General features: G+C 67.5%; 19 protein-coding genes and 1 other RNA gene. 11 read left to right on the top strand and 9 right to left on the bottom strand.

The window, feature by feature from the left end; translation table 11 throughout:
- Window positions 1–8: 8 nt before the first annotated feature.
- The 8 genes from WS95_RS17360 to trxA form a co-directional block, all read right to left on the bottom strand.
- Entirely contained in the window at window positions 9–1,364 is a 1,356-nt protein-coding gene (locus WS95_RS17360) for an MATE family efflux transporter (RefSeq protein WP_034207458.1), read from the bottom strand.
- 2 nt (window positions 1,365–1,366) lie between these two features.
- Entirely contained in the window at window positions 1,367–3,199 is a 1,833-nt protein-coding gene (locus tag WS95_RS17355; protein ID WP_034207457.1) for an ArnT family glycosyltransferase, read from the bottom strand.
- Window positions 3,200–3,341: 142 nt separating this feature from the next.
- Window positions 3,342–3,608, bottom strand: a complete 267-nt coding sequence (locus WS95_RS17350; protein WP_011549676.1) for a type B 50S ribosomal protein L31 — start codon at window positions 3,606–3,608, stop codon at window positions 3,342–3,344.
- A gap of 157 nt (window positions 3,609–3,765) precedes the next feature.
- Window positions 3,766–4,599, bottom strand: coding sequence for a zinc-dependent peptidase (locus WS95_RS17345; protein ID WP_059824810.1), 834 nt, complete (start codon window positions 4,597–4,599; stop codon window positions 3,766–3,768).
- Between the two features lie 38 nt (window positions 4,600–4,637).
- A complete protein-coding gene (locus WS95_RS17340; protein ID WP_059781043.1) occupies window positions 4,638–6,194 on the bottom strand; it encodes an MFS transporter in 1,557 nt (518 codons plus the stop codon).
- The gene (locus WS95_RS17335) at window positions 6,191–6,691 is read right to left on the bottom strand and encodes a MerR family transcriptional regulator (RefSeq protein ID WP_059824809.1); all 501 of its coding nucleotides are present in this window, start codon (window positions 6,689–6,691) and stop codon (window positions 6,191–6,193) included. The genes WS95_RS17340 and WS95_RS17335 overlap by 4 nt, the downstream gene beginning before the upstream one ends.
- Before the next feature lie 127 nt (window positions 6,692–6,818).
- Window positions 6,819–8,081 carry a transcription termination factor Rho gene (gene rho, locus WS95_RS17330; RefSeq protein WP_006478662.1) on the bottom strand — a complete coding sequence of 421 codons (1,263 nt, stop codon included), beginning with the start codon at window positions 8,079–8,081 and terminating at the stop codon, window positions 6,819–6,821.
- A gap of 195 nt (window positions 8,082–8,276) precedes the next feature.
- Window positions 8,277–8,603, bottom strand: a complete 327-nt coding sequence (gene trxA / locus WS95_RS17325; protein WP_006402348.1) for a thioredoxin TrxA — start codon at window positions 8,601–8,603, stop codon at window positions 8,277–8,279.
- A 387-nt stretch (window positions 8,604–8,990) separates the two neighbouring features.
- Between trxA and ffs the strand changes: the two genes are divergently transcribed.
- From ffs to WS95_RS17270, 10 genes are all read left to right on the top strand, one after another.
- Window positions 8,991–9,089, top strand: an RNA gene (ffs, locus tag WS95_RS17320) — signal recognition particle sRNA small type.
- Window positions 9,090–9,216: 127 nt separating this feature from the next.
- Window positions 9,217–11,601 carry a DNA polymerase III subunit gamma/tau gene (locus tag WS95_RS17310; RefSeq protein WP_059824807.1) on the top strand — a complete coding sequence of 795 codons (2,385 nt, stop codon included), beginning with the start codon at window positions 9,217–9,219 and terminating at the stop codon, window positions 11,599–11,601.
- A 95-nt stretch (window positions 11,602–11,696) separates the two neighbouring features.
- A complete protein-coding gene (locus WS95_RS17305; RefSeq protein ID WP_006482124.1) occupies window positions 11,697–12,023 on the top strand; it encodes a YbaB/EbfC family nucleoid-associated protein in 327 nt (108 codons plus the stop codon).
- A gap of 31 nt (window positions 12,024–12,054) precedes the next feature.
- Entirely contained in the window at window positions 12,055–12,651 is a 597-nt protein-coding gene (recR, locus tag WS95_RS17300; RefSeq protein ID WP_006478665.1) for a recombination mediator RecR, read from the top strand.
- A 48-nt stretch (window positions 12,652–12,699) separates the two neighbouring features.
- Complete coding sequence (locus WS95_RS17295) at window positions 12,700–13,905, top strand: CaiB/BaiF CoA transferase family protein (protein ID WP_059781050.1); 1,206 nt, start codon at window positions 12,700–12,702, stop codon at window positions 13,903–13,905.
- A gap of 217 nt (window positions 13,906–14,122) precedes the next feature.
- Window positions 14,123–14,884 (top strand): 5'/3'-nucleotidase SurE, encoded by a 762-nt coding sequence (gene surE, locus WS95_RS17290; RefSeq protein WP_034207450.1) that lies wholly within the window; start codon window positions 14,123–14,125, stop codon window positions 14,882–14,884.
- Window positions 14,881–15,813, top strand: coding sequence for a protein-L-isoaspartate(D-aspartate) O-methyltransferase (locus WS95_RS17285; protein WP_059781098.1), 933 nt, complete (start codon window positions 14,881–14,883; stop codon window positions 15,811–15,813). The genes surE and WS95_RS17285 overlap by 4 nt, the downstream gene beginning before the upstream one ends.
- 5 nt (window positions 15,814–15,818) lie before the next feature.
- On the top strand, window positions 15,819–16,721 hold the full coding sequence (locus tag WS95_RS17280; RefSeq protein WP_034207449.1) for a peptidoglycan DD-metalloendopeptidase family protein: 903 nt from the start codon (window positions 15,819–15,821) through the stop codon (window positions 16,719–16,721).
- 11 nt (window positions 16,722–16,732) lie between these two features.
- Window positions 16,733–17,821, top strand: coding sequence for an RNA polymerase sigma factor RpoS (gene rpoS / locus WS95_RS17275; RefSeq protein WP_034207448.1), 1,089 nt, complete (start codon window positions 16,733–16,735; stop codon window positions 17,819–17,821).
- A gap of 3 nt (window positions 17,822–17,824) precedes the next feature.
- Window positions 17,825–18,601 (top strand): 3'-5' exonuclease, encoded by a 777-nt coding sequence (locus WS95_RS17270; RefSeq protein ID WP_059824805.1) that lies wholly within the window; start codon window positions 17,825–17,827, stop codon window positions 18,599–18,601.
- A gap of 31 nt (window positions 18,602–18,632) precedes the next feature.
- Here the strand turns inward: WS95_RS17270 and WS95_RS17265 are convergent, their stop codons facing one another.
- Window positions 18,633–19,487 (bottom strand): endonuclease/exonuclease/phosphatase family protein, encoded by an 855-nt coding sequence (locus WS95_RS17265; protein WP_059824804.1) that lies wholly within the window; start codon window positions 19,485–19,487, stop codon window positions 18,633–18,635.
- 221 nt (window positions 19,488–19,708) lie between these two features.
- Between WS95_RS17265 and rlmD the strand changes: the two genes are divergently transcribed.
- Window positions 19,709–21,106 (top strand): 23S rRNA (uracil(1939)-C(5))-methyltransferase RlmD, encoded by a 1,398-nt coding sequence (rlmD, locus tag WS95_RS17260; RefSeq protein WP_059824802.1) that lies wholly within the window; start codon window positions 19,709–19,711, stop codon window positions 21,104–21,106.
- The last annotated feature ends 58 nt before the right edge of the window (window positions 21,107–21,164 follow it).

Below are 21,164 nucleotides of genomic sequence, written 5' to 3'. Positions count from 1 at the left end.
GCCGCACGTCAGGCCGCGGCGGTGGCGGGCGCGCGGCCGATGTGGCGCAGGTACAGCACGAGCCCCGCGCCCGCCAGCATCAGGCTGACCGTGTTCGCGAACCAGAAGCCGCGCGCGCCGGTCAGCCACGCGGGCGCGATGCCGCCGACGTCGAAGCCGAGCACGTAGCCGCCGCTGAGTCCGACGCCCCACAGCGCGACCGCATAGATCACGGTCGGCACGACCGCCACCTTGTATGCGCGCAGCACGAACGCCGACGTGACCTGCAGCGCATCGAACACGTGGTAGCACGCGACGATCGCGACGAGCGGCATCGCGGCCGCGGCGACGGCCGGGTTCGGCGTATAGCCGCCGATGATCAGCGGGCGCAGCGCGAACACGAGCACGCCGTAGGCGGCCGCCACGCCGCACGCGAACATCACGCTGTGCCGGCCGAGCAGCCGGGCTTCCTCGACGCGTCCGGCGCCGAGCGCGCGCGCGACCAGCGTCGACGCCGCCACGCCGATCGACAGCGGCGTCATGTACAGCACCGCGCCGATGTTGCCGGCGATCTGGTGGCCGGCGAGCGTCGTCGTGCCGAACTGCGCGATGAACAGCGCCATGCATGTGTAGGACGTGACTTCGATCAGGTACGACAGACCCATCGGCACGCCGAGTTTCAGGATCGCCTTCTGGCGCGCCCACACGGGCCAGCAGAAGCGCGAGAAGATCGCGAGCGGCGCGAACACGTCGAGCTTCGCGAGCAGCGCGTAGCCGATCAGCGCGAGCGCCCAGTTGATCAGCGTGCTGGCGAGCCCGCAGCCGGGGCCGCCGAGCGCCGGTACGCCGAAGCCGCCGAAGATGAACCACACGTTCAGCGGAAACTTGAGCAGCAGCGCGCCGATCTGCAGGATCATCGCGAGCCGCGGCTTGCCGGCCGCGTTGGTCAGCGCGTTGTAGATGCGGAAGACGAGGCTGGCGGGCAGCCCGTACGACAGGATGCGCAGGTAGTCGACGGTACGGTCGTGCAGCGCGGCGGGTGCGTGCGCGACGCGCAGCAGCGGTTCGGGAAAATGCAGCAGCAGGAAGCCCGGAATCGAGAGCAGCAGCGCGAGCCACAGCGCCTGGCGCACTTCCTCGCCGATCTCGGCATAGCGCCGCGCGCCGTACAGCTGCCCGGTGATCGGCTGCAGCGCGGACAGGATGCCGGTCAGGCCGATGTAGATCGAGACGTAGATCGACGAGCCGAGCCCCAGCGCGGCGAGATCGACGGCCGAGTAGCGGCCGACCATCGCGGTGTCGATCACGCCGAACGCGATGATCGCGAGCTGGCCGACCAGCACCGGCCACGCGAGACCGACGATCCGGCGGATGTCGCCGAGCATCGTCAATCGGCCGCCTGGCGGCGCGGCGGACGCCGCTTGACGGGCGTCTTCGGCCGTTCGATGCGCTCGTACAGGCGGAAGCGCTCGTCGCGGTCGGCGACGCGGCGGCCTTCCCAGACGAGACGCCACACGTATTGCGACATCGCGCTCGGCTCGCCGAAGTCGGCGCGGTCCTGGCGCAGGATCACGTCGCAGTCGCCGGAGAAATCGAAGTGCATGTTGCCGAAGTACGCGAAGGTCGCGATCTGCGCGTCGCCGAGCCGCACCGGCGAAATGCACTCGTAGTCGGACGGCAGGTGTACGGCGATCTGTTGCGCGACGTCGCGATAGGTGCGGCCGTAGTTGACGATCGGCAGCCACAGCGTCATCAGCAGCACCCACATCAGCGTGGTGCCCGCGCTCGACAGCACGACGCTGCGCCACAGCACCTTCGGCTGTCGCGAGACGCGCCAGCGCACGAGGAAGCACCAGCACACGGTGACGATCACCGCGCAGACGAACGACAGGATCTTGAAATGCGGCTCGTAGCCGGGCACGAGGCGCGCGAGGTTGCGCGCGAGCGGATGCGGGAAGCCGGTGAGCGACGCGAGCCACACGAGCCACACGAAGGTGCCGAGGATCGTGAAGCTCAGCACCGCGAACCAGTCGATCGCGTTGATCGCGCCGCGCTTGAGGGTCGGCAGCGCGAACGTCGCGAGCACCGCGAGCGGCGGCAGCAGCAGCATGTACATGCGGTTCGACTGCTGGCTTTGCAGGATCACGAGCGCGACGAGCGGCACGGCAACCGACAGCGGAATCGCGATGTGCGCACGGCGGCGCATGCCGGCCCAGCTCCACCATGCCCAGATCGCGAGCGGCCACGCGGGCCACGTGAACAACGGCAGGTTCTTCGCCGCATAGCCGAGCACGGCCGTCGGCGGACCCGAAAAGCGCATCAGGCTGCCGTGAATCCACTGGTTGAAGAACCAGGCGGCGTCGTCCGGCGCCGCGACGAAGGCGGCGAGCGGCCAGAGCGCGAAGATCGCGGCCGCGAGCGGCACGCCGACCAGCGGCAGGCGCAGGTTGCGCATCTCGGGCGTCACGAGCCACAGCGCGGCCGTGCCCGCGAGCAGCGCGACGACCAGCACCGGGTTGCCGGACAGCGCGACGAGGCCGATCGCGAGGCCCCACCACAGTGCGCCTTGCAGCGGCTTGTCGATGCCGCGCACGATCCCGTAGACGAGCATCGCGATCCACGCGAACTGCGCAAGCTGCGGCGTCGTTTCGTGCCCGCGTTCCGCGAGGCCGAAGCAGGCGACGAGCACCAGCAGCGCGCCGTCCGCGAGCGTGCGGCCGTAGTCGCGCGGTTCGGGTTCGCCGCCGAATGCGTATTTGAACGGTTGAACCTCGGCGCGCCGGCCGAGGAGGTAGGCCGCGTACCAGACGAACGCGCACGCGACGCAGAACAGCACACCGGTGTCGACGCGCGACGCGTTGCTCGCGTCGACCCACGGGCCGAGGCCGCGGATCGACAGCGCGCCGAGCCAGTAGCCGAGCGGCCCGTCGGTCGTGATGAACTTGCCGACCAGGTTCGGCAGCAGCCAGTCGTGCCAGCCGCCCTTGGCCATCGTCCACATCACGCCGAAGCCCGCCGCATCCTCGTTTTTCCACGGGTCGCGACCGAACAGGCCGAACGCCGCGTAAACGCAGCAGAGCGTGAGCAGCAGCCAGCGCGGCAGCGCACGCGTGGCGGAGGCGGTGAGACGGACGACAGGCTTCATGCAGATGAGCGATTTGTTATGGGCGGGCGGCCGGCGCGGTGGCGCGCGGTCGAGCCGGTTTCGAGCATCCGGCATTGTAGTCGCGCCCGCTGTTGTGCGTCAGGTCGTTGCCCGGGCGCGGGATGGCGCTTCCCGGCGAGCAGAGACAAAAAAGGGCAGCCTGGGCTGCCCTTTCGTGCGGTACCGGTGCGTTGCAACCACCGGATCGGTGCAAAGCTTACTTTGCTGCAGCCTTGCCGTTCGCGCGTGCGCCGAACTTGTTCTTGAACTTCTCGACACGGCCTGCCGTGTCCATGATCTTTTGCTGACCCGTGTAGAACGAGTGCGATTCCGACGACACTTCGATCTTGGCGAGCGGGTAGGTCTTGCCTTCGTGTTCGATGGTTTCACGCGTCTGGATCGTCGAGCGCGTGATGAACTTGAAGCCGTTCGACATGTCTTGGAAGACGACTTCGCGGTAGTCCGGGTGAATGCCAGGTTTCATGATTTTCCTTGGTGATAGCGGTAGCCAACCCGCCGCTTGCCGTGTCGAGCCGCCCCGATGGGAGCGATTCGGCCGCCGTCAAGCCCGGCGCGAGCCACTTGCCTAAGGTCGAAAAACGGCGATTATGCCAGAAAATCAGACGGTTGACGAATAATTTTCATGGCGCGTCGAGTGCGCCGGTGCCGGCCGGATCCTGCCGGTAGTAGCGCGCGAGCAGCCGGTACAGCTCCGGAAATTCGGACTCGAACGCTTTCGGCCGCACGAACAGCGCCTCGCTGCACACCGCGAAGAATTCCGACGGGTGATCGGCCGCATAGGGATCGATCAGCGAGTCCCGCTCGAAGCGCGCCCACGCGCGGTCCGGTACCGCGTCGACGCGCGCGCAGAACTGGTCGTACGCGTGTTCGAACACGTCGGCCCACGCCTGCGCGTCGAGATGCGGCGCATGCCAGCGGCGAAAAAGGGGCGGATAGCCGTCGGCCGCGCCGTTGACCATGTCGATCTTGTGCGCGAACTCGTGGATCACGACGTTGTACGCGTCCCGACCGTCCGTCATCTGCGCGTCTTCCCACGACAGGATCACGGGGCCGCCTTCCCATGCCTCGCCGCTCGCATCCTGCTCGACTTCGTGGACGACGCCGTCCTCGTCCTGCACGGTCTTGCGGATCACGAATTCGCCCGGATACACGACGACGCCGACCCAGCCGTCGTACAGCGACAGGTCGAGATTCAGCACGGGCAGGCAGGCCTGCGCGGCGATCGCGACGATCATCGCGTCGGTCAGCTCGAGCCCGTGCGCGGTCGAAAACGACTTCCTCGCGATGAACAGGCTCGTCAGCTCTCGCAGCCGGGCCAAATCGGCGGGCGGCAGCGCGTCGAGAAACGGCAGCCGCGCGACGGTGTCCTGCCACAACGCATCGGAAATCGGGTGGCTGCGCAGCGCGCGGTCGCGGCGGCGGTCGTCGAACCAGCGGGTCAGTTTCGAAAGCATGGAGGCGGCGGACGAAAATCCAAAGCCTGTCTTTTAACTCAATCGATCTGTTTTTGCCATGCCGCGAAGAGGCCGCCGACGAGCGCCACGCCCGCGAGGAAGTAAAAGCCGTCGAGCGACGTGAGGAACGACGCCTGTTGCGCCACCATCCGCGCGATCGACGCGATCGCGAGGCCGTGCGCATCGTTCGGCGCGTGGCCGGCGGCCGCAAAGCTGCGCGTCAGCGCATCGACGGTCTGCTGGAACAGCGGATCGAACGCGTTCGCGCGCTCGACGAGCCGTGTCTGGTGCACGGCCAGCCGGTGCTGCTCGACGATGATCACCGACGACGTCGCGAACGAGATCGTCAGTTGCCGCACGATGTTCTTCAGCCGGTAGCCGTGCGTGTATTCGTCGATCGCGAAAATCCGGAACGTGAGGTTCGCGACCGGCAGCACGATGAACAGCAGCAGCAACCCGCGCAGCAGCAGCGGGACGATCAGCGCGGCTTCGCCGACCTGCGGCGTCATCCGCGTCATCCACAGCGCGGCCGTGACGGCGATCGCGAACCCCGGCACGACGAACCACTTCTTGTGCGTGACGAATTTCGCGTAGCGCAGGTAAGCGAACAGCGCGGTGGCCGAGATCAGCGACATCGTGCCCACCAGGCGCCCGGCGTTCTCGACCGGATAGCCGAGCCCGCCCTCGAGGAACCGCGACGTCAGGTAACTGAAGCCCGTCGTCTCGTAGTAATAGAACATGTAGAGCAGCAGCCCGATCTGGAACGTCCGCTCGCGAAACGCGTGCAGCCGCACGAGCGGCGTCGGGTGATGCCACTGGTGATACGCGAACCACGCGAGCGCGCCGAGCCCCGCGATCGTCAGCACGATCAGCATCGGCGAGCCGCTGTAGAGCTGGTAATGCACCTGCTGCAGCACGATCTGCAGCGCCCCTTGCGCGAGCGCGAACACGACGTACGGCCAGAAGTGTCCGGAGCCGCGTTCGTCGTCCGGCGTGCGGCCCGAATCGGGCAGCGTGAGCAACGCGAGGATCGCGAACGCGATGCCGGCCGGCGCGGTGCACGCGAACAGGGCGCGCCATGTCGAATGCGCGACCAGCAGCCCGCCGACGATCGGTGCGAGCGCGCTGCCGAGCAGGATCATGATCAGGAAAGCGCGCGTCGCGGGCGGCCGTTCCTGCGGCTTGAAGCTGATCTGGATCAGGATCCGGCACGCGCCCATCATCGGGCCGATGAAATAGCCCTGGAAGCCGCGCGCGAACGCGAGCGCCAGCGACGTGTCGGCCAGCGCCGCCGCGATCGCGCCGAACGAGAACATCAGCATGCAGCCCGCGACGTAGCGGCGATGGCCGAGCCGGTCGACCCACCATTGCTGCTGCAGGATGCCGAGCACGGCCGCGACCGCGTAGGCGCTCGACGACCAGACGAGTTCGTCGGGCGACGCGTTGATGCCGCCCGCGATGTAGCTCGCGAAGAACGAGAACACGGCGTTGTCGAAGTAGTCGATGCCGGTGACGAGCGCGAGGGCCCACGGGAACAGATCCCCGCGCAGGTTCGCGCGGCTCCACAGCGGCGGCCGGCCAGGCACCGCGTTCATTCGCGATCCTTGCGTGCGGCCCGCGTACCGGCTTCGGCCTGCCGCTGCGCGATCAGCGCGTCGGCGTTTTCGCCGGCGAGGCGCCGTTCGACGTAGTCGATGTCGTGTTGCAACTCCTTGCGCAGCGCGACGGCCTCCTTCAGCTCGCGCTGAACGGCCGCGATCCGTCGGTCCAGCGTATCGATCTGCCCGGCGAGGCCGGCGCGGATCTCGCGCAGCGACGCCTCCGAATAGCGGCGCCGGCCGTCGCCTGTTTCTTCCAGCGGGCGCTTCAGCATTTCGGTGATGCCGTGCAGCGAGAAGCCGAGCGCACGCAACCGCAGGATGCGCGCGAAGCGCTCGAGGTCGGCTTCGTCGTAAAGGCGGTAGCGGCCTTCGCTGCGCGACGGCGTAACGAGCCCGCGCTCTTCGTAATATTTGAGCGTGCGCGGCGTGACGCCGAGCCGCGACGCGGCGTCGCTGACGGTCAATAGCGTGGTGGAGGCATCGTTCGGCATCGGTCGGGGAGGTTCGACGGGGGCAATGACGCGATTATAGATCAACCTGTACGTTCACGTTCAGGTTGGGATCGAAAAACGGCCGCCGGCAGGATGCACGGGCGGCCGTGTCGCGGAGCGGGGCCGATCAGCCGCCGCGGCGCATCAGGTCGAAGAACTCGGAATTGCTCTTCGTCTGGCGGATCTTGTCGAGCAGGAATTCCATGGCCTCGACTTCGTCCATGTCGTGAATGAACTTGCGCAGCACCCAGATCTTCTGAAGGATCTCGGGCTTGATCAGCATTTCCTCGCGACGCGTGCCCGACTTGTTCAGATTGATCGACGGGTAGACGCGCTTTTCCGCGAGGCGGCGCTCGAGGTGCACTTCCATGTTGCCGGTGCCCTTGAACTCTTCGTAGATCACGTCGTCCATGCGGCTGCCGGTTTCGATCAGCGCGGTGCCGATGATCGTCAGCGAACCGCCTTCCTCGATGTTGCGCGCCGCGCCGAAGAAGCGCTTCGGACGCTGCAGCGCGTTCGCGTCGACACCGCCCGTCAGCACCTTGCCCGATGCCGGAATCACGGTGTTGTACGCGCGCGCGAGACGCGTGATCGAGTCGAGCAGGATCACGACGTCGTGCTTCATTTCGACGAGGCGCTTGGCCTTCTCGATCACCATTTCGGCGACCTGGACGTGACGCGTGGCCGGTTCGTCGAACGTCGACGCAATCACTTCGCCGGCGACCGAGCGCTGCATTTCGGTCACTTCTTCCGGGCGCTCGTCGATCAGCAGCACGAACAGGATCACGTCCGGATGGTTCTGCTTGATCGCGTGCGCGATGTGCTGGAGCATCACGGTCTTGCCCGACTTCGGCGACGCGACGAGCAGGCCGCGCTGGCCCTTGCCGATCGGCGCGATCATGTCGATGATGCGGCCGGTGACGTTCTCTTCGCCGCGCATTTCGCGCTCGAGCGACAGCGGCTTGTTCGGGTGCAGCGGCGTGAGGTTCTCGAACATGATCTTGTGTTTCGAGGCCTCGGGCGGCTGCCCGTTGACTTTGTCGACCTTCACCAGCGCGAAGTAGCGCTCGCCGTCCTTCGGCGTGCGGACTTCACCTTCGATGGTATCGCCGGTGTGCAGGTTGAAGCGACGGATTTGCGACGGGCTGATGTAGATGTCGTCGGTGCTCGCGAGGTACGACATTTCCGGCGAGCGCAGGAAGCCGAAGCCGTCCGGCAGCACTTCGAGCGTGCCGTCGCCGAAGATCGTCTCTCCCGTCTTGGCGCGCTTTTTGAGAATGGCGAACATCAACTCCTGCTTGCGCAGGCGGTTCGCGTTTTCGATCTCCAGGCCATTGGCCATTTCGATCAGTTCGGACACGTGCAGAGACTTGAGCTCGGATAAATGCATACGGAGAACCCGCCAGGGAGGAGATGCGACGAAAGAAAATAAGGGAGGAGGGCGAGCGGAAGCGCTCAGAGACTTAAATGCGTCTTGCCGACGTTTTTTAATTCTAGCATAGGCCGATTCGCGCTTGAGCGAGCGATCGGCGGCTTGCCGACGGACGTGTTGCCGACTGACAACACGTCCGCGGAACGGCCGGTATTACAGGTGGCTGTCCAGGAATGCGGTGAGCTGCGACTTCGACAGCGCGCCGACCTTCTGCGCGGCGGCCGCGCCGTTCTTGAACAGGATCAGCGTCGGGATGCCGCGCACGCCGAATTTCGCCGGCGTGGCCTGGTTGTCGTCGACGTTGATCTTCGCGATCTGCAGCTTGTCGCCGTAGTCCTTCGCGACTTCGTCGAGGATCGGGGCGATCATCTTGCACGGGCCGCACCATTCGGCCCAGAAATCGACGAGAACGGGCTTGTCGGACTTGACGACGTCCTGTTCGAACGATGCGTCGCTGATGTGTTTGATCTGTTCGCTCATTGGGTCAATACCTCTTACGGTTCGGGGACTGCCTGCTTGCGCGTTGCGGCGTACCGGCCGCCGTAGGCTGCCGGCCGCTGCGGCAGGTCACTCCGCCTTCCGGAAAGAGGGCGTAAGCGCTGCATGCCGCGGCTCGCGGGTCGTTCGGGCGTCATATTAGCCTAAATTGCTATCTGCTGCGGGCGGCGATAGTAGCCGCTACGCGAGTAGGGGTACGACGCGACGTTCGACCGTCGTGCCACGCAGGTGGAGGCCGGTCAGCGAATTACAAGGGGCGCGCCGCATTCAACGTGTCCGGTTGAACGACGCGCCGGTTTGCCCGGCGAGATTCGCATTGATGCGAACAAACGGTCGCATTCGTCCGGAAGCGGTGATAGAATGTGCCGTGACGGGCCTCCTCGCATGGTGGGGCGGTGAACCTGGTCAGGTCGGGAACGAAGCAGCCACAATCGTTTTCCGCCAGTGCCGAGGGTTGGGCTCGTCACCTTCCTTCTCGCCCCGTTCGCCGGGCGTTTTTTATTTCTGCGTCACACTCCGTTCGACCTGCGCGTTGCCCGCGGTCCGCACCGTTTCGCGTGTCGGCGCGACGCAGCGTTACTGATACAATTTCCCGATGACCTATCAAGTTCTCGCACGCAAGTGGCGTCCGAAGGATTTCGCTTCGCTCGTCGGCCAGGAGCACGTCGTCAGGGCGCTCACGCACGCGCTCGACGGCGGGCGTCTCCATCACGCCTATCTGTTTACCGGAACGCGCGGCGTCGGCAAGACGACGCTGTCGCGGATCTTCGCGAAGGCGCTCAACTGTGAAACCGGCGTCACGTCGCAACCGTGCGGCGTGTGTCGCGCCTGTCGCGAGATCGACGAGGGCCGTTTCGTCGATTACGTCGAGATGGACGCGGCGAGCAACCGCGGCGTCGACGAGATGGCCGCGCTGCTCGAGCGCGCGGTGTACGCGCCCGTCGATGCGCGCTTCAAGGTCTACATGATCGACGAAGTGCACATGCTGACGAACCACGCGTTCAACGCGATGCTGAAGACGCTCGAAGAGCCGCCGCCGCACGTCAAGTTCATCCTCGCGACGACCGATCCGCAGAAAATCCCCGTTACCGTGCTGTCGCGCTGCCTGCAGTTCAACCTGAAGCAGATGCCGGCCGGGCACATCGTGTCGCATCTCGAGCGGATCCTCGGCGAAGAGCGGATCGCGTTCGAGCCGCAGGCGCTGCGCCTGCTCGCGCGCGCCGCGCAGGGCAGCATGCGCGACGCGCTGTCGCTGACCGACCAGGCGATCGCCTATTCGGCGAACGAGGTGACCGAGTCGGCGGTGTCGGGCATGCTCGGCGCGCTCGACCAGACTTACATGGTGCGCCTGCTCGACGCGCTCGCGGCCGGCAGCGGCCCGGAAATCCTCGCGATCGCCGACGAGATGTCGCTGCGCAGCCTGTCGTTCTCGACCGCGCTGCAGGATCTCGCGAGCCTGCTGCACCGGATCGCATGGGCGCAGTTCGCGCCGGGCTCGGTGCTCGACGAATGGCCGGAAGCGGCCGACCTGCGTCGTTTTGCGCAGACGCTGAGCCCCGAACAGGTTCAATTGTTCTATCAGATCGCGACCGTCGGGCGCGCCGAACTCGGCCTGGCGCCGGACGAATACGCCGGTTTCACGATGACGCTGCTGCGGATGCTCGCGTTCGAGCCGGCCGTCGGCGCCGGCAGTGCGCCGGGCGGCCAGCCGTCCGTGCCGCCGCGTGCGGTGCCGGCGCCGGCGCCGCGCGCGGCCGCGGCGTCCGCCGCCGCTGCGGCGAAGCCGGTATCGGCCGCGCCCGCTGCCGCAGCACGGCCGCCCGCCGCGGCGCCGGCTGCGCCGGTCGCACGTTCGGCGTCGGCGCAATCAAGCGACGAAGCCGAGCGGCCGGCCGCCAAGCCGGCTGCCGTCCCGTCATCGGCAGAGTCGGCAGCACCGGCAGCGTCCGACGCACCAGCGATCGAGCCGCCGCAGCCGGAAGCGAAGGCGGCGCCCGCAGGCGACATGCCGCCTCCCACGCGCAAGGAACCCGAGCCGCCTGCCGTTGCCGCCGTGCAGCGAAACGACGAACCGGCTCCAGCGGCCGAACCGGCGCCGCGCGCCGCATCGCCCGAGCCCGCCGCCGCGCGGTCGACGGCACGCGCAGGCGGTGCGGCCGCCGCGCTCGACGTGCTGCGCAATGCAGGGATGCGCGTGTCGTCGGACCGCGGCCGCGCAGGCGCTGCCGCCAAGCCGGCGGCAGCCCAGCCGGCGGCAGCCCAGCCGGCTGTCGACAAGCCGGCCGCGCCGCGTCCGGCCGTCCAGGTACCGACGACGCCGCGTGCCGTTGCCCGTGCGCCGCAGGCAGCCGATTCGCGTCAGCCGTCGCCGCCTTGGGAAGACATCCCGCCCGACGACTACGTACCGCTCAGCGCCGACGAGATGTTCGGCGGTTCCGACGACGGCTTCGTGCCGGCATTCGACAGCGGTCCCGACGATGTGCGCGTGACGCCGAAGCCGGCGGACGCGCGTCCGGCCGCGCCGATCGACTCGCGCCCGTTGCCGCCTGCGATCGCGCTCGATCCGATCGGCTTCGACGGCGAATGGCCGGCGCTGGCCGCGCGGCTGCCGCTGAAGGGTGTCGCGTACCAGCTCGCGTTCAACAGCGAACTGACGGCCGTCGATGCGACCGCATTGAAATTGTCCGTGCCGGTGCCGCAGTATGCGGACGCCGCGCAGGTGGCGAAATTGAAGGCGGCATTGGCTGATGCGCTCGGCAAGCCGGTCGAGGTGAGCGTCGAGGTCGGGCCTGCGCGGCGCACCGCGGCGGCGCTCGATGCGGCCGCCCGCGCGGCGCGCCAGCGCGAAGCCGAACAGGAGATTCACGGCGATCCGTTCGTCCAGCAGCTCGTGCGCGAGTTCGGTGCACGCATCGTCGACGGCTCGGTGCGCCCGCTCGCCGATTCGGCGCCGGACGGCGCGCCGCCGACGCTGCATTGAACCGAGCGCCCCGCGACTGGCACAATCACGCCCCGCACACAATGGCCGGCACGCGCCGCGTGCCGGTTTTCACACGATCCAGAAGGAGTATCCCCATGTTGAAAGGCAACCTCGCCGGACTGATGAAGCAAGCGCAGCAAATGCAGGAAAACATGAAGAAGATGCAGGAGCAGCTTGCGCTCATCGAAGTCGAAGGGCAGTCGGGCGCCGGCCTCGTCAAGGTGACGATGACGTGCCGCAACGAAGTGCGCCGCGTGTCGATCGACCCGAGCCTGCTCGCGGACGACAAGGACATGCTCGAGGATCTCGTCGCCGCTGCGTTCAACGACGCGGTGCGCAAGGCCGAAGCAACGTCGCAGGAAAAGATGAGCGGGATGACGTCGGGCCTGCCGCTGCCCCCGGGCTTCAAGCTGCCGTTCTGAGCGCAGCGTCCTTGTCACTGTTTGCCGCCGTATGAAACAGCCGTCCGCATTGTCCGCGCTCGTCGAAGCGTTGCGTGTGCTGCCCGGCGTCGGGCCGAAATCCGCGCAGCGCATGGCGGTTCACCTGATGCAGCACGACCGTGAGGGCGCCGAGCGGCTCGGCCGCTCGCTGCTGTTCGCGACCGAGCATCTGCAGCACTGCGAAAAGTGCAACACGTTCACCGAAGCGCAGATCTGCGAGGTCTGCAGCGACGAAGAGCGTGATCCGACGCTGCTGTGCGTCGTCGAGACGCCGGCCGACCAGATCATGCTCGAGCAGACGATGACCTACCGCGGGCTGTATTTCGTGCTGATGGGGCGACTGAGCCCGCTCGACGGAATCGGCCCGAAGGAAATCCATTTCGACCGCCTCGTGCGGCGCGCGTCCGACGGCGTCGTCAAGGAGGTCGTGCTCGCGACCAACTTCACGAACGAAGGCGAAGCCACCGCCCACTACCTCGGCCAGACGCTCAAGGCGCGCGGGCTGGCGGTCACGCGCCTCGCGCGCGGCGTGCCGGTGGGCGGCGAGCTCGAGTACGTCGACGCGGGCACCATCGCCCGCGCGATGCTCGACCGCCGCACGATGTAAGCCGGGCGCCGCCTGCCGGCGGCGCCGTTCCTCATGCCAGGGAGACACATGAGCGTCAGCCAGGGCCCGCTCGCGGGCGTCAAAGTGCTCGAATTCGGAACGCTGATCGCGGGGCCGTTCGCGTCGCGGCTGTTCGCCGAATTCGGCGCGGAAGTGATCAAGATCGAGGATCCGAACGGCGGCGACCCGCTGCGCAAGTGGCGCAAACTCCACCCGGAGCAGGGCGGCACGTCGCTGTGGTGGTCGGTCCAGGCGCGCAACAAGAAATCGGTCACGCTCAATCTGAAAGCCGACGCCGGCAAGGCGATCGCGCGGCAGCTCGCGAGCGAGGCCGACATCGTGATCGAGAACTTCCGTCCGGGTCTGCTCGAAAAGCTCGGGCTCGGCTACGACGTGCTGTCGGCCGACAATCCGGGCCTCGTGATGGTGCGCCTGTCCGGCTACGGGCAGACGGGCCCGTACCGCGACCGGCCCGGCTTCGGTGCGATCGCCGAATCGATGGGCGGGCTGCGCCACATCACCGGCTATCCGGATCTGCCGCCGCCGCGCATCGGCATCTCGATCGGCGATTCGATCGCCGCGCTGCACGGCGTGATCGGCGCGCTGATGGCGCTCCATCACCGCAAGGTCAACGGCGGCGCGGGGCAGGTGGTCGACGTTGCACTGTATGAAGCCGTCTTCAACATGATGGAAAGCGTGGTGCCCGAGTACGGCGTGTACGGGATGGTGCGCGAGCGCACCGGCGCGTCGCTGCCGGGCATCGTGCCGTCGAATACGTATGCATGCCGCGACGGCAGCATCGTGATCGGCGGCAACAGCGATCCGATCTTCAAGCGGCTGATGAAGGCGATCGAGCGCGACGACCTCGCCGACGATCCCGCGCTCGCGCAAAACGACGGGCGCGTGCCGCGCACGCAGGAAATCGACGACGCGATCGCCGCGTGGCTCGCGCCGCGCACGATCGACGAGGCGCTCGCCGTGCTCAACGCGGCCGACGTGCCGGCCGGGCGCATCTACAGCGCCGCCGACATGTTCACCGATCCGCAGTTCGTCGCGCGCCAGATGATCCAGCATTTCAAGCTGGCCGACGGCACCGACATTCCGCTGCCGAACATCACGCCGAAGTTGTCGGACACGCCGGGCGAAACGCGCTGGCTCGGGCCCGCGCTCGGCGAGCACACCGACGAGGTGCTGCGCGGCCTCGGCTATGACGGTGAGGCGATTGCCGCACTGCGCGAGGCGGGCGCGATCTGAGCGCGCCCGGCCTCGCGCTTCGCGCCGGGCTGCTCGGCGACGGCATCGCCGAGGCGATTTTCTCCGGGCGGAAAAGCCGGCGGCCCGGCGTTTTCCCCGGTGCGCAGAACGCCGCCGCACGGTGCGGCGGCGCATCGCGCGCCCATGCGTATACCCGCCCGTCCACGGTGGCCGGACTGTCGCTCTCGCGCCATCTTTCCTCGGTTACAATCGCCGGATGCGAATCCTACTCAGCAACGACGACGGCTATCTCGCCCCCGGTCTCGCCGCGCTCAGCGAAGCGTTGCAGCCGCTGGCCGAGCTTACGGTGATCGCGCCCGAGCAGAACTGCAGCGGCGCGTCGAATTCCCTCACGTTGTCGCGGCCGCTGTCGGTGCAGCGCGCAGCGGGTACGGGTTTCTTCTACGTGAACGGCACGCCGACCGATTCGGTGCACGTCGCGCTGACCGGGATGGCCGATGCGAGGCCGGATATCGTCGTGTCGGGCATCAACAACGGCCAGAACATGGGCGAAGACACGCTCTATTCGGGGACGGTTGCAGCCGCGACCGAAGGCATCATGTTCGGTGTGCCGGCCATCGCGTTCTCGCTGGTCGACAAGGGCTGGGCCCATCTGGCCGACGCCGCGCGCGTCGCCGCGGAAATCGTCGCGCACTACCTCGCGCACCCGTTGCCCGGCCAGCCGCTGCTGAACGTCAATATTCCGAACCTGCCGTACGACCAACTGAAGGGCTGGCAAGTCACGCGCCTCGGCAAGCGTCATCCGTCGCAGCCGGTGATTCGCCAGACCGACCCGCGCGGCGAGCCGATTTACTGGATCGGTGCCGCGGGCGAGGCGCTGGACGCCAGCGAGGGCACTGATTTCCATGCCGTCGCAAACGGTTTCGTGTCGATCACGCCGCTGCAGCTCGATCTCACGCATACGCAGATGCTGCCCGCGACGCGCGAATGGGCGCGCGCCGGAGGGCGGGCTTCATGAGCGGCGAGCGCGCGAAGCGGTTCCCGCTCGCGCTCGAAGATCTCAAGCGAGCGCCACGCAAGTCGGAAGGTCGGGCCGGTGAACGTCAGGCGGCGGGCGCGATGTCGAAGGCCGCCGACAAACCCGCAGCCGTGCTGAAACCGGTTGCGGTGAAGCCGGCCGCCGCGCGGGCGCCGCTGCCGGGTGTCGCCGCCGCGAAGCCGGCCACCGCACCGAAGCCGACCGTGCTGAAGCCGGCGCTGCCGAAGCCGGCTGCGCCGAGCGTCGCGCCGGCCGGCGCATTCGCGCTCACGTCGGAACGTGTGCGCGAGCGGATGGTCGAACGCCTGCGCGCGAACGGCGTGACCGATGCGCGCGTGCTGGACGCGATGGCCGCGGTGCCGCGCCACATGTTCGTCGATCCCGGCCTCGCGACACAGGCCTACGAGGATTCGGCACTGCCGATCGGCCACCAGCAGACCATTTCAAAGCCGTCGGTCGTCGCGCGCATGATCGAGCTCGCGATGGCCGGCCGCACGCTCGAGCGCGTGCTCGAGATCGGCACCGGTTGCGGCTATCAGGCCGCCGTGCTGAGTCACGTGGCACGCGACGTGTATTCGATTGAACGCATCAAGCCGCTTTACGAGCGCGCGAAGCTGAACCTGCGGCCGCTGCGCGTGCCGAACATCCGTCTGCACTACGGCGACGGGCGTGTCGGCCTGCCGTCCGCGGCCCCGTTCGACGCGATCGTGATCGCGGCCGCGGGGCTCGACGTGCCGCAGGCGCTGCTCGAGCAGCTCGCGATCGGCGGGCGGCTCGTCGCGCCGGTCGGCGCACAGAGCGGGCGGCACCAGGTGCTCACGCTCGTCGAGCGCGTCGCGCACGCGCAATGGCGAGAGTCCCGGCTTGATCGCGTTTTCTTTGTCCCTTTAAAATCCGGAGTGATTTGAAACCGATGAGTATGTTGCGCGCGATGCAAAACAACCGATCCAGGGAACCGCTCACGCTCGCCCAGCGCGCGATCTGTGTGGCTGCGTTCTCCACGTTACTGGCCGCCTGTGCGACGCGGCTCGACAACGCGCCCGTCGTCGACCGCTCCGGGTCGCTCGGCACGACCGCCGCCGCACAGCCCGCGGTGCCGCTCGGCCCGCCGCCGCCGGGCTTCTACCGCGTGAAGCCGGGTGACACGCTGTACCGGATTGCACTCGAGAACGGGCAGAACTATCGCGACATCGCGTCGTGGAACAATCTGGCGAACCCGAACCAGATCGAAGTCGACCAGTTGCTGCGCGTGGCGCCGCCGGGCGGCGCTGCGGTCGCGGGCGTACCGGCTGCGGGCGCGCCGGCCACCGCGCCGATCGTCGGCGGTGCGGTCGCGACCGCACCGCTGAGCAGCGGTCCGGCCACGCCGGCCGGCACGTCGTCCGCGCTCGCCGCCACGCCGCCGGCTGCGGCCACTGGCTCGAGCGATACGGCGGCCGCGCCGAGCGGCCCCGTGACGTTCGCATGGCCCGCGCGCGGCCCCGTGCTGAACGGGTTCGACGATGCGAAGAACAAGGGCGTCAATATCGGCGGGACGGCCGGCGAGGCCGTGAAGGCGGCGGCAGACGGCCGCGTCGTTTACTCCGGCAACGGTCTGCGCGGCTACGGCAACCTCATTATCATCAAACACGATGCAACTTACCTCACGGCGTATGCACACAATCGCGCTTTGATGGTAAAAGAGGGGGACGCGGTAACGAAGGGGCAGAAGATCGCCGAGATGGGTAACAGCGATGCCGACCGCGTGATGCTGCATTTCGAGGTTCGCCGGCAGGGTAAGCCTGTCGATCCGCTGAAGTATTTGCCGCCTCAATAACCGAGACGACCATGCCGAAATCGAAGCGCCACGAGCCGCAAGCCGAGTCTGAGAAGATCAGTCGTGCCACGCAAGCATCGGTGGGGCGAGTAGCTGCTTCGACGGACGACGAAGACGACGTCGCGGAAAACGAACGTGAGCTCGAGGTACGCGACGGCGAAGCGGACGGTGGCGACGACGAGCGCGAAGGCCGCCCGGAAGCGGCGCCCGACGTCGACGATTTCCGCACGCTGCTGCAGGCCGAGCTCACGGCCGATACGATCCAGCATTACCTGAACCGCATCAGCGTGAAGCCGTTGCTGACCGTCGAGGAAGAGCAGCGCTATTCGCGCCTCGCGAAGGCCGGCGAATTCGAGGCGCGGCAGGTGATGATCGAGCGCAACCTGCGTCTCGTCGTCAGTATCGCGAAGGGGTATCTGAACCGCGGCGTGCCGCTGCTCGACCTGATCGAGGAAGGCAACCTCGGCCTCATGCACGCGATCGAGAAATTCGACCCGACGCGCGGTTTCCGTTTCTCGACCTACGCGACGTGGTGGATCCGGCAGAGCATCGAGCGCGCGATCATGAACCAGGCGCGCACGGTGCGCCTGCCCGTGCACGTGATCCGCGAACTGAATCAGGTGCTGCGCGCGAAGCGCCACCTCGAAAAGAATTCGATGTCGACGGGCGAGGCGGCCGAGCGCCGCGAAGCCAGCATCGACGACATCGCTTATCTCACCGGCAAGACCGCCGAGGAAGTCACCGATATCCTCGCACTCAACGAACACACGGCGTCGCTCGACGCGCCGCTCGACCTCGATCCCGCGAGCAGCCTGCTCGACCTGCTGCCCGACGACCAGAGCCAGTCGCCCGACGCGGAGGTGCAGCACCGCGAGCTCGAAACGTTGACGCGCGCATGGCTGTCACGGCTGTCCGACAAGCACCGGCACGTGATCGAGCGCCGCTTCGGGCTGAACCACATCGAACCGGCGACGCTCGAGGAGCTGGCTGACGAGATGGGGCTCACGCGCGAGCGCGTGCGGCAGATCCAGCAGGAAGCGCTGGTGCGCCTCAAGCGGTTCTTCGCCTCCAACGGCGTGCGCAAGGACGCCGTTCTGTAACCGATGACTCCGATTCTTGTTTTTGACATCGAGACGATTCCCGATGTCGACGGCATTCGCCGTCTGGAAGACCTGCCTGCGACGCTCGACGATGCCGCGGTGGCCGAACACGCATTCGCCGCCCGCCGCGAGAAGACCGGCAGCGATTTCCTGCCGCACCATCTGCAGCGGATCGCGGCGATCTCGTGCGTGTTCCGCGACAACAACGGTTTTCGCGTGCGCTCCCTCGGGACGCCGCAGGACAGCGAAGCCACGCTGATCCAATCGTTCTACCGCGTGATCGAGAAATACACGCCGCAGCTCGTGTCGTGGAACGGCGGCGGTTTCGATCTGCCGGTCCTCCATTACCGCGCGCTCGTGCACGGCATTCCCGCCACCCGCTACTGGGATCTCGGCGAGGACGACCGCGAATTCAAATGGAACAACTACATCTCGCGCTATCACTCGCGGCATACCGACCTGATGGACGTGCTCGCGATGTATCAGGCGCGCGCCAACGCGCCGCTCGATGCGCTCGCGAAGCTGTGCGGCTTTCCGGGCAAGCTCGGGATGGACGGCAGCCAGGTGTGGCCGGCGTTCCAGGACGGGCGGATCGACGAAATCCGCAACTATTGCGAAACCGACGTCGTCAACACCTACCTGCTGTATTGCCGGTTCCAGTTGATGCGCGGCGGCCTGACGCCGAGCGAGTACGCGGACGAGATCCTGCTCGTGAAGAACGCGCTTGCGCAGGAGCCGGCCGCGCACTGGGTCGAATACCTGGCGGGCTTCGACGCATAGCGCGGGCCGCTCGTGCCCGCAACCGGCGCGATCAGGCCAGTTCGAGCAGCACCGGCTGGTGATCGGACGCGCGTACGTTGCCGTCGACTTCGCAGCCGATGACGCGCGGCAACAGCGTGTCGGTCACGAACACGAAATCGCACGCGAGCGGCCCGTCCGCCCATTGCGCCGTATCGTAGACGCCGGCCGTCGGCGGCGGCGTACGACCGGGATGCCGTGCGACCCACGCGTCGACGAAACCCGGCGCGTCGGCGATCGGCTCCAGGAAGCGCCGGTACGCGTCGCCGTCGAATGCGCTGTTGAAATCGCCGCAGACGATCGCGTCGCGCGGTTGCCCGGTCGCGCTGAAAGGCCCCTCGGCGGTTTCGGCGGGAGCGGGGTGGTTCGCGTGCGCGCAAGCCTCGCGATGCCGGTCGCGCAACGCATCGACCTGCGCAAGTCGCTGGCGCGCCGAGTAATACTCCAGATGCGTGGTGACCACGCGCAATGCCCCGAAGGGCGCCTGCAACTCGACATCGAGCGCGACGCGCGGCATCGACGGCGCGCCGGCGTCGGCCGGCCACGGCAGCGATTGGCGCAGCACGCGCCCGACCGGCAGCCGCGTCGCGATTGCATTGCCGAACTGGCGGCGCGGTGCGCCCGGCCGGACGGCCGGCAGGTCGGCGCCGATGGCGTCGACGATCGTATAGCCGGGCAGCAGCGTCGCGAGTTCGGCGAACTGGTCGGTGCGTGGCCGGCCGGGCAGTGCGTCGAAGCCGCGCGTGACTTCCTGCAGGCACAGCACGTCGAAATCGCCGAGCTGGCGGATGGCCGCGACGGTACGGGAAAGATCGACGACGCCGTCCGCGTCCCGACCCCATTGGATGTTCCAGTCGATCAATCGCATGGTCGAATCTCCTGTTGGGCGGACTGTCGGGGCGTGGGCGTTGCCCCGGCGCGATTTGCGGCCAGGCTCGCCGCAGGTGCATCCCGAAGCCGGATTGCATGGATCGGACGCACCACAGCGCTGTCCGTGCGCAAGTTCGACGCCTGCCTCATCCAAAGCGCGCGGCGGGCCCCTTCGTCGTCTACAATCTCGCCTTCTTCAACGTTTGTCAGGAAAAGCTGGTGTCCGAAGCCGTCCCCACTTCTGCGCGCAAATCGAAAAACGCGCCCGTCGCGCCCGGGCCCGCCCCGGTTCTCGAGATCGAATCGCTCGACATGGAAGCGCGCGGTGTCGGCCGCACGATGACCGAGGACGGTCAGCCGGGCAAGGTGATCTTCGTCGAAGGCGCACTGCCGGGCGAGCGCGTGACCTATTCGAGCTATCGCCGCAAGCCGAGCTACGAACAGGCGACGGTAGTCGACATTCTGCGCCCGAGCGTGCTGCGCACGCAGCCGAAGTGCGCGTTCTTCGGCACCTGCGGCGGCTGCTCGATGCAGCATCTCGACATGCGCGCGCAGGTGGCGGTCAAGCAGCGCGTGCTCGAAGACAATTTGTGGCATCTGGCGAAGCTGCGTGCGGAAACGATGTTCGCGCCGATCCACGGTCCGTCGTGGGGCTATCGCTACCGAGCGCGCCTGACCGTGCGCAACGTGGCGAAGAAGGGCGGCGTGCTGGTCGGCTTCCACGAGAAGAAGAGCAGCTACGTCGCCGACATGACGAGTTGCGAAGTGCTGCCGCCGCACGTGTCGGCAATGCTCGTGCCGCTGCGCCGGCTCGTCGAAGGGCTGTCGATTCGCGACCGGATGCCGCAGATCGAACTCGCGGTCGGCTCGTCGGTCACCGCGCTCGTGCTGCGCGTGCTGGAGCCGATCAACGCGGACGACGAAGCGCTGCTGCGCGCGTTTGCGGACGAGCACAACGTGCAGTTCTGGCTGCAGCCGAAGGGTCCCGACACGGTGACGCCGTTCTATCCGCTCGACGTCTCGCTCGATTACACGCTGCCGGAATTCGGCATCCGCATGCCATTCAAGCCGACGGACTTCACGCAGGTCAACCACCAGATCAATCGCGTGCTGGTGGGGCGGGCGCTGCGCCTGCTCGCGCCGTCGCGCGACGATCGCGTGCTCGACCTCTTCTGCGGGATCGGCAACTTCACGCTGCCGCTTGCGCGGCTGTCGCGCGAAGTGATGGGCATCGAGGGCAGCGACACGCTGACCACGCGCGCGCTGGCGAACGCACGCGAGAACGGTGTCGACGGTCACACGACGTTCGCGTGCCGGAACCTGTTCGAAGTGACGGGCGACGACCTCCGCGCACTCGGCGCCTTCGACAAGTTCCTGATCGACCCGCCGCGCGAAGGCGCGCTCGCGGTATCGAAGGCGCTGGCCGAGATCGCGCAGAGTGGCGCAGGCCCGCTGCCGAAGCGCATCGTCTACGTGTCGTGCAACCCGTCGACGCTCGCGCGCGATGCGGGCCTGCTCGTGCACGAGGCCGGTTACCGGCTGAAGGGCGCCGGCGTCGTGAACATGTTCCCGAATACGTCGCACGTCGAATCGATCGCGCTGTTCGAGCGCGACTGAGCCGGGCGCCGGACGTAAAAAAACCGGCCCGAGGGCCGGTTTTTTCATGGTGCGCCGC

It is taken from the genome of Burkholderia sp. MSMB1826, assembly GCF_001526325.1.
In the GTDB taxonomy this organism is placed as follows: domain Bacteria; phylum Pseudomonadota; class Gammaproteobacteria; order Burkholderiales; family Burkholderiaceae; genus Burkholderia.
Note: the sequence above shows the minus strand (reverse complement) of the source record. Positions and strands in the feature narration are given on the sequence as shown.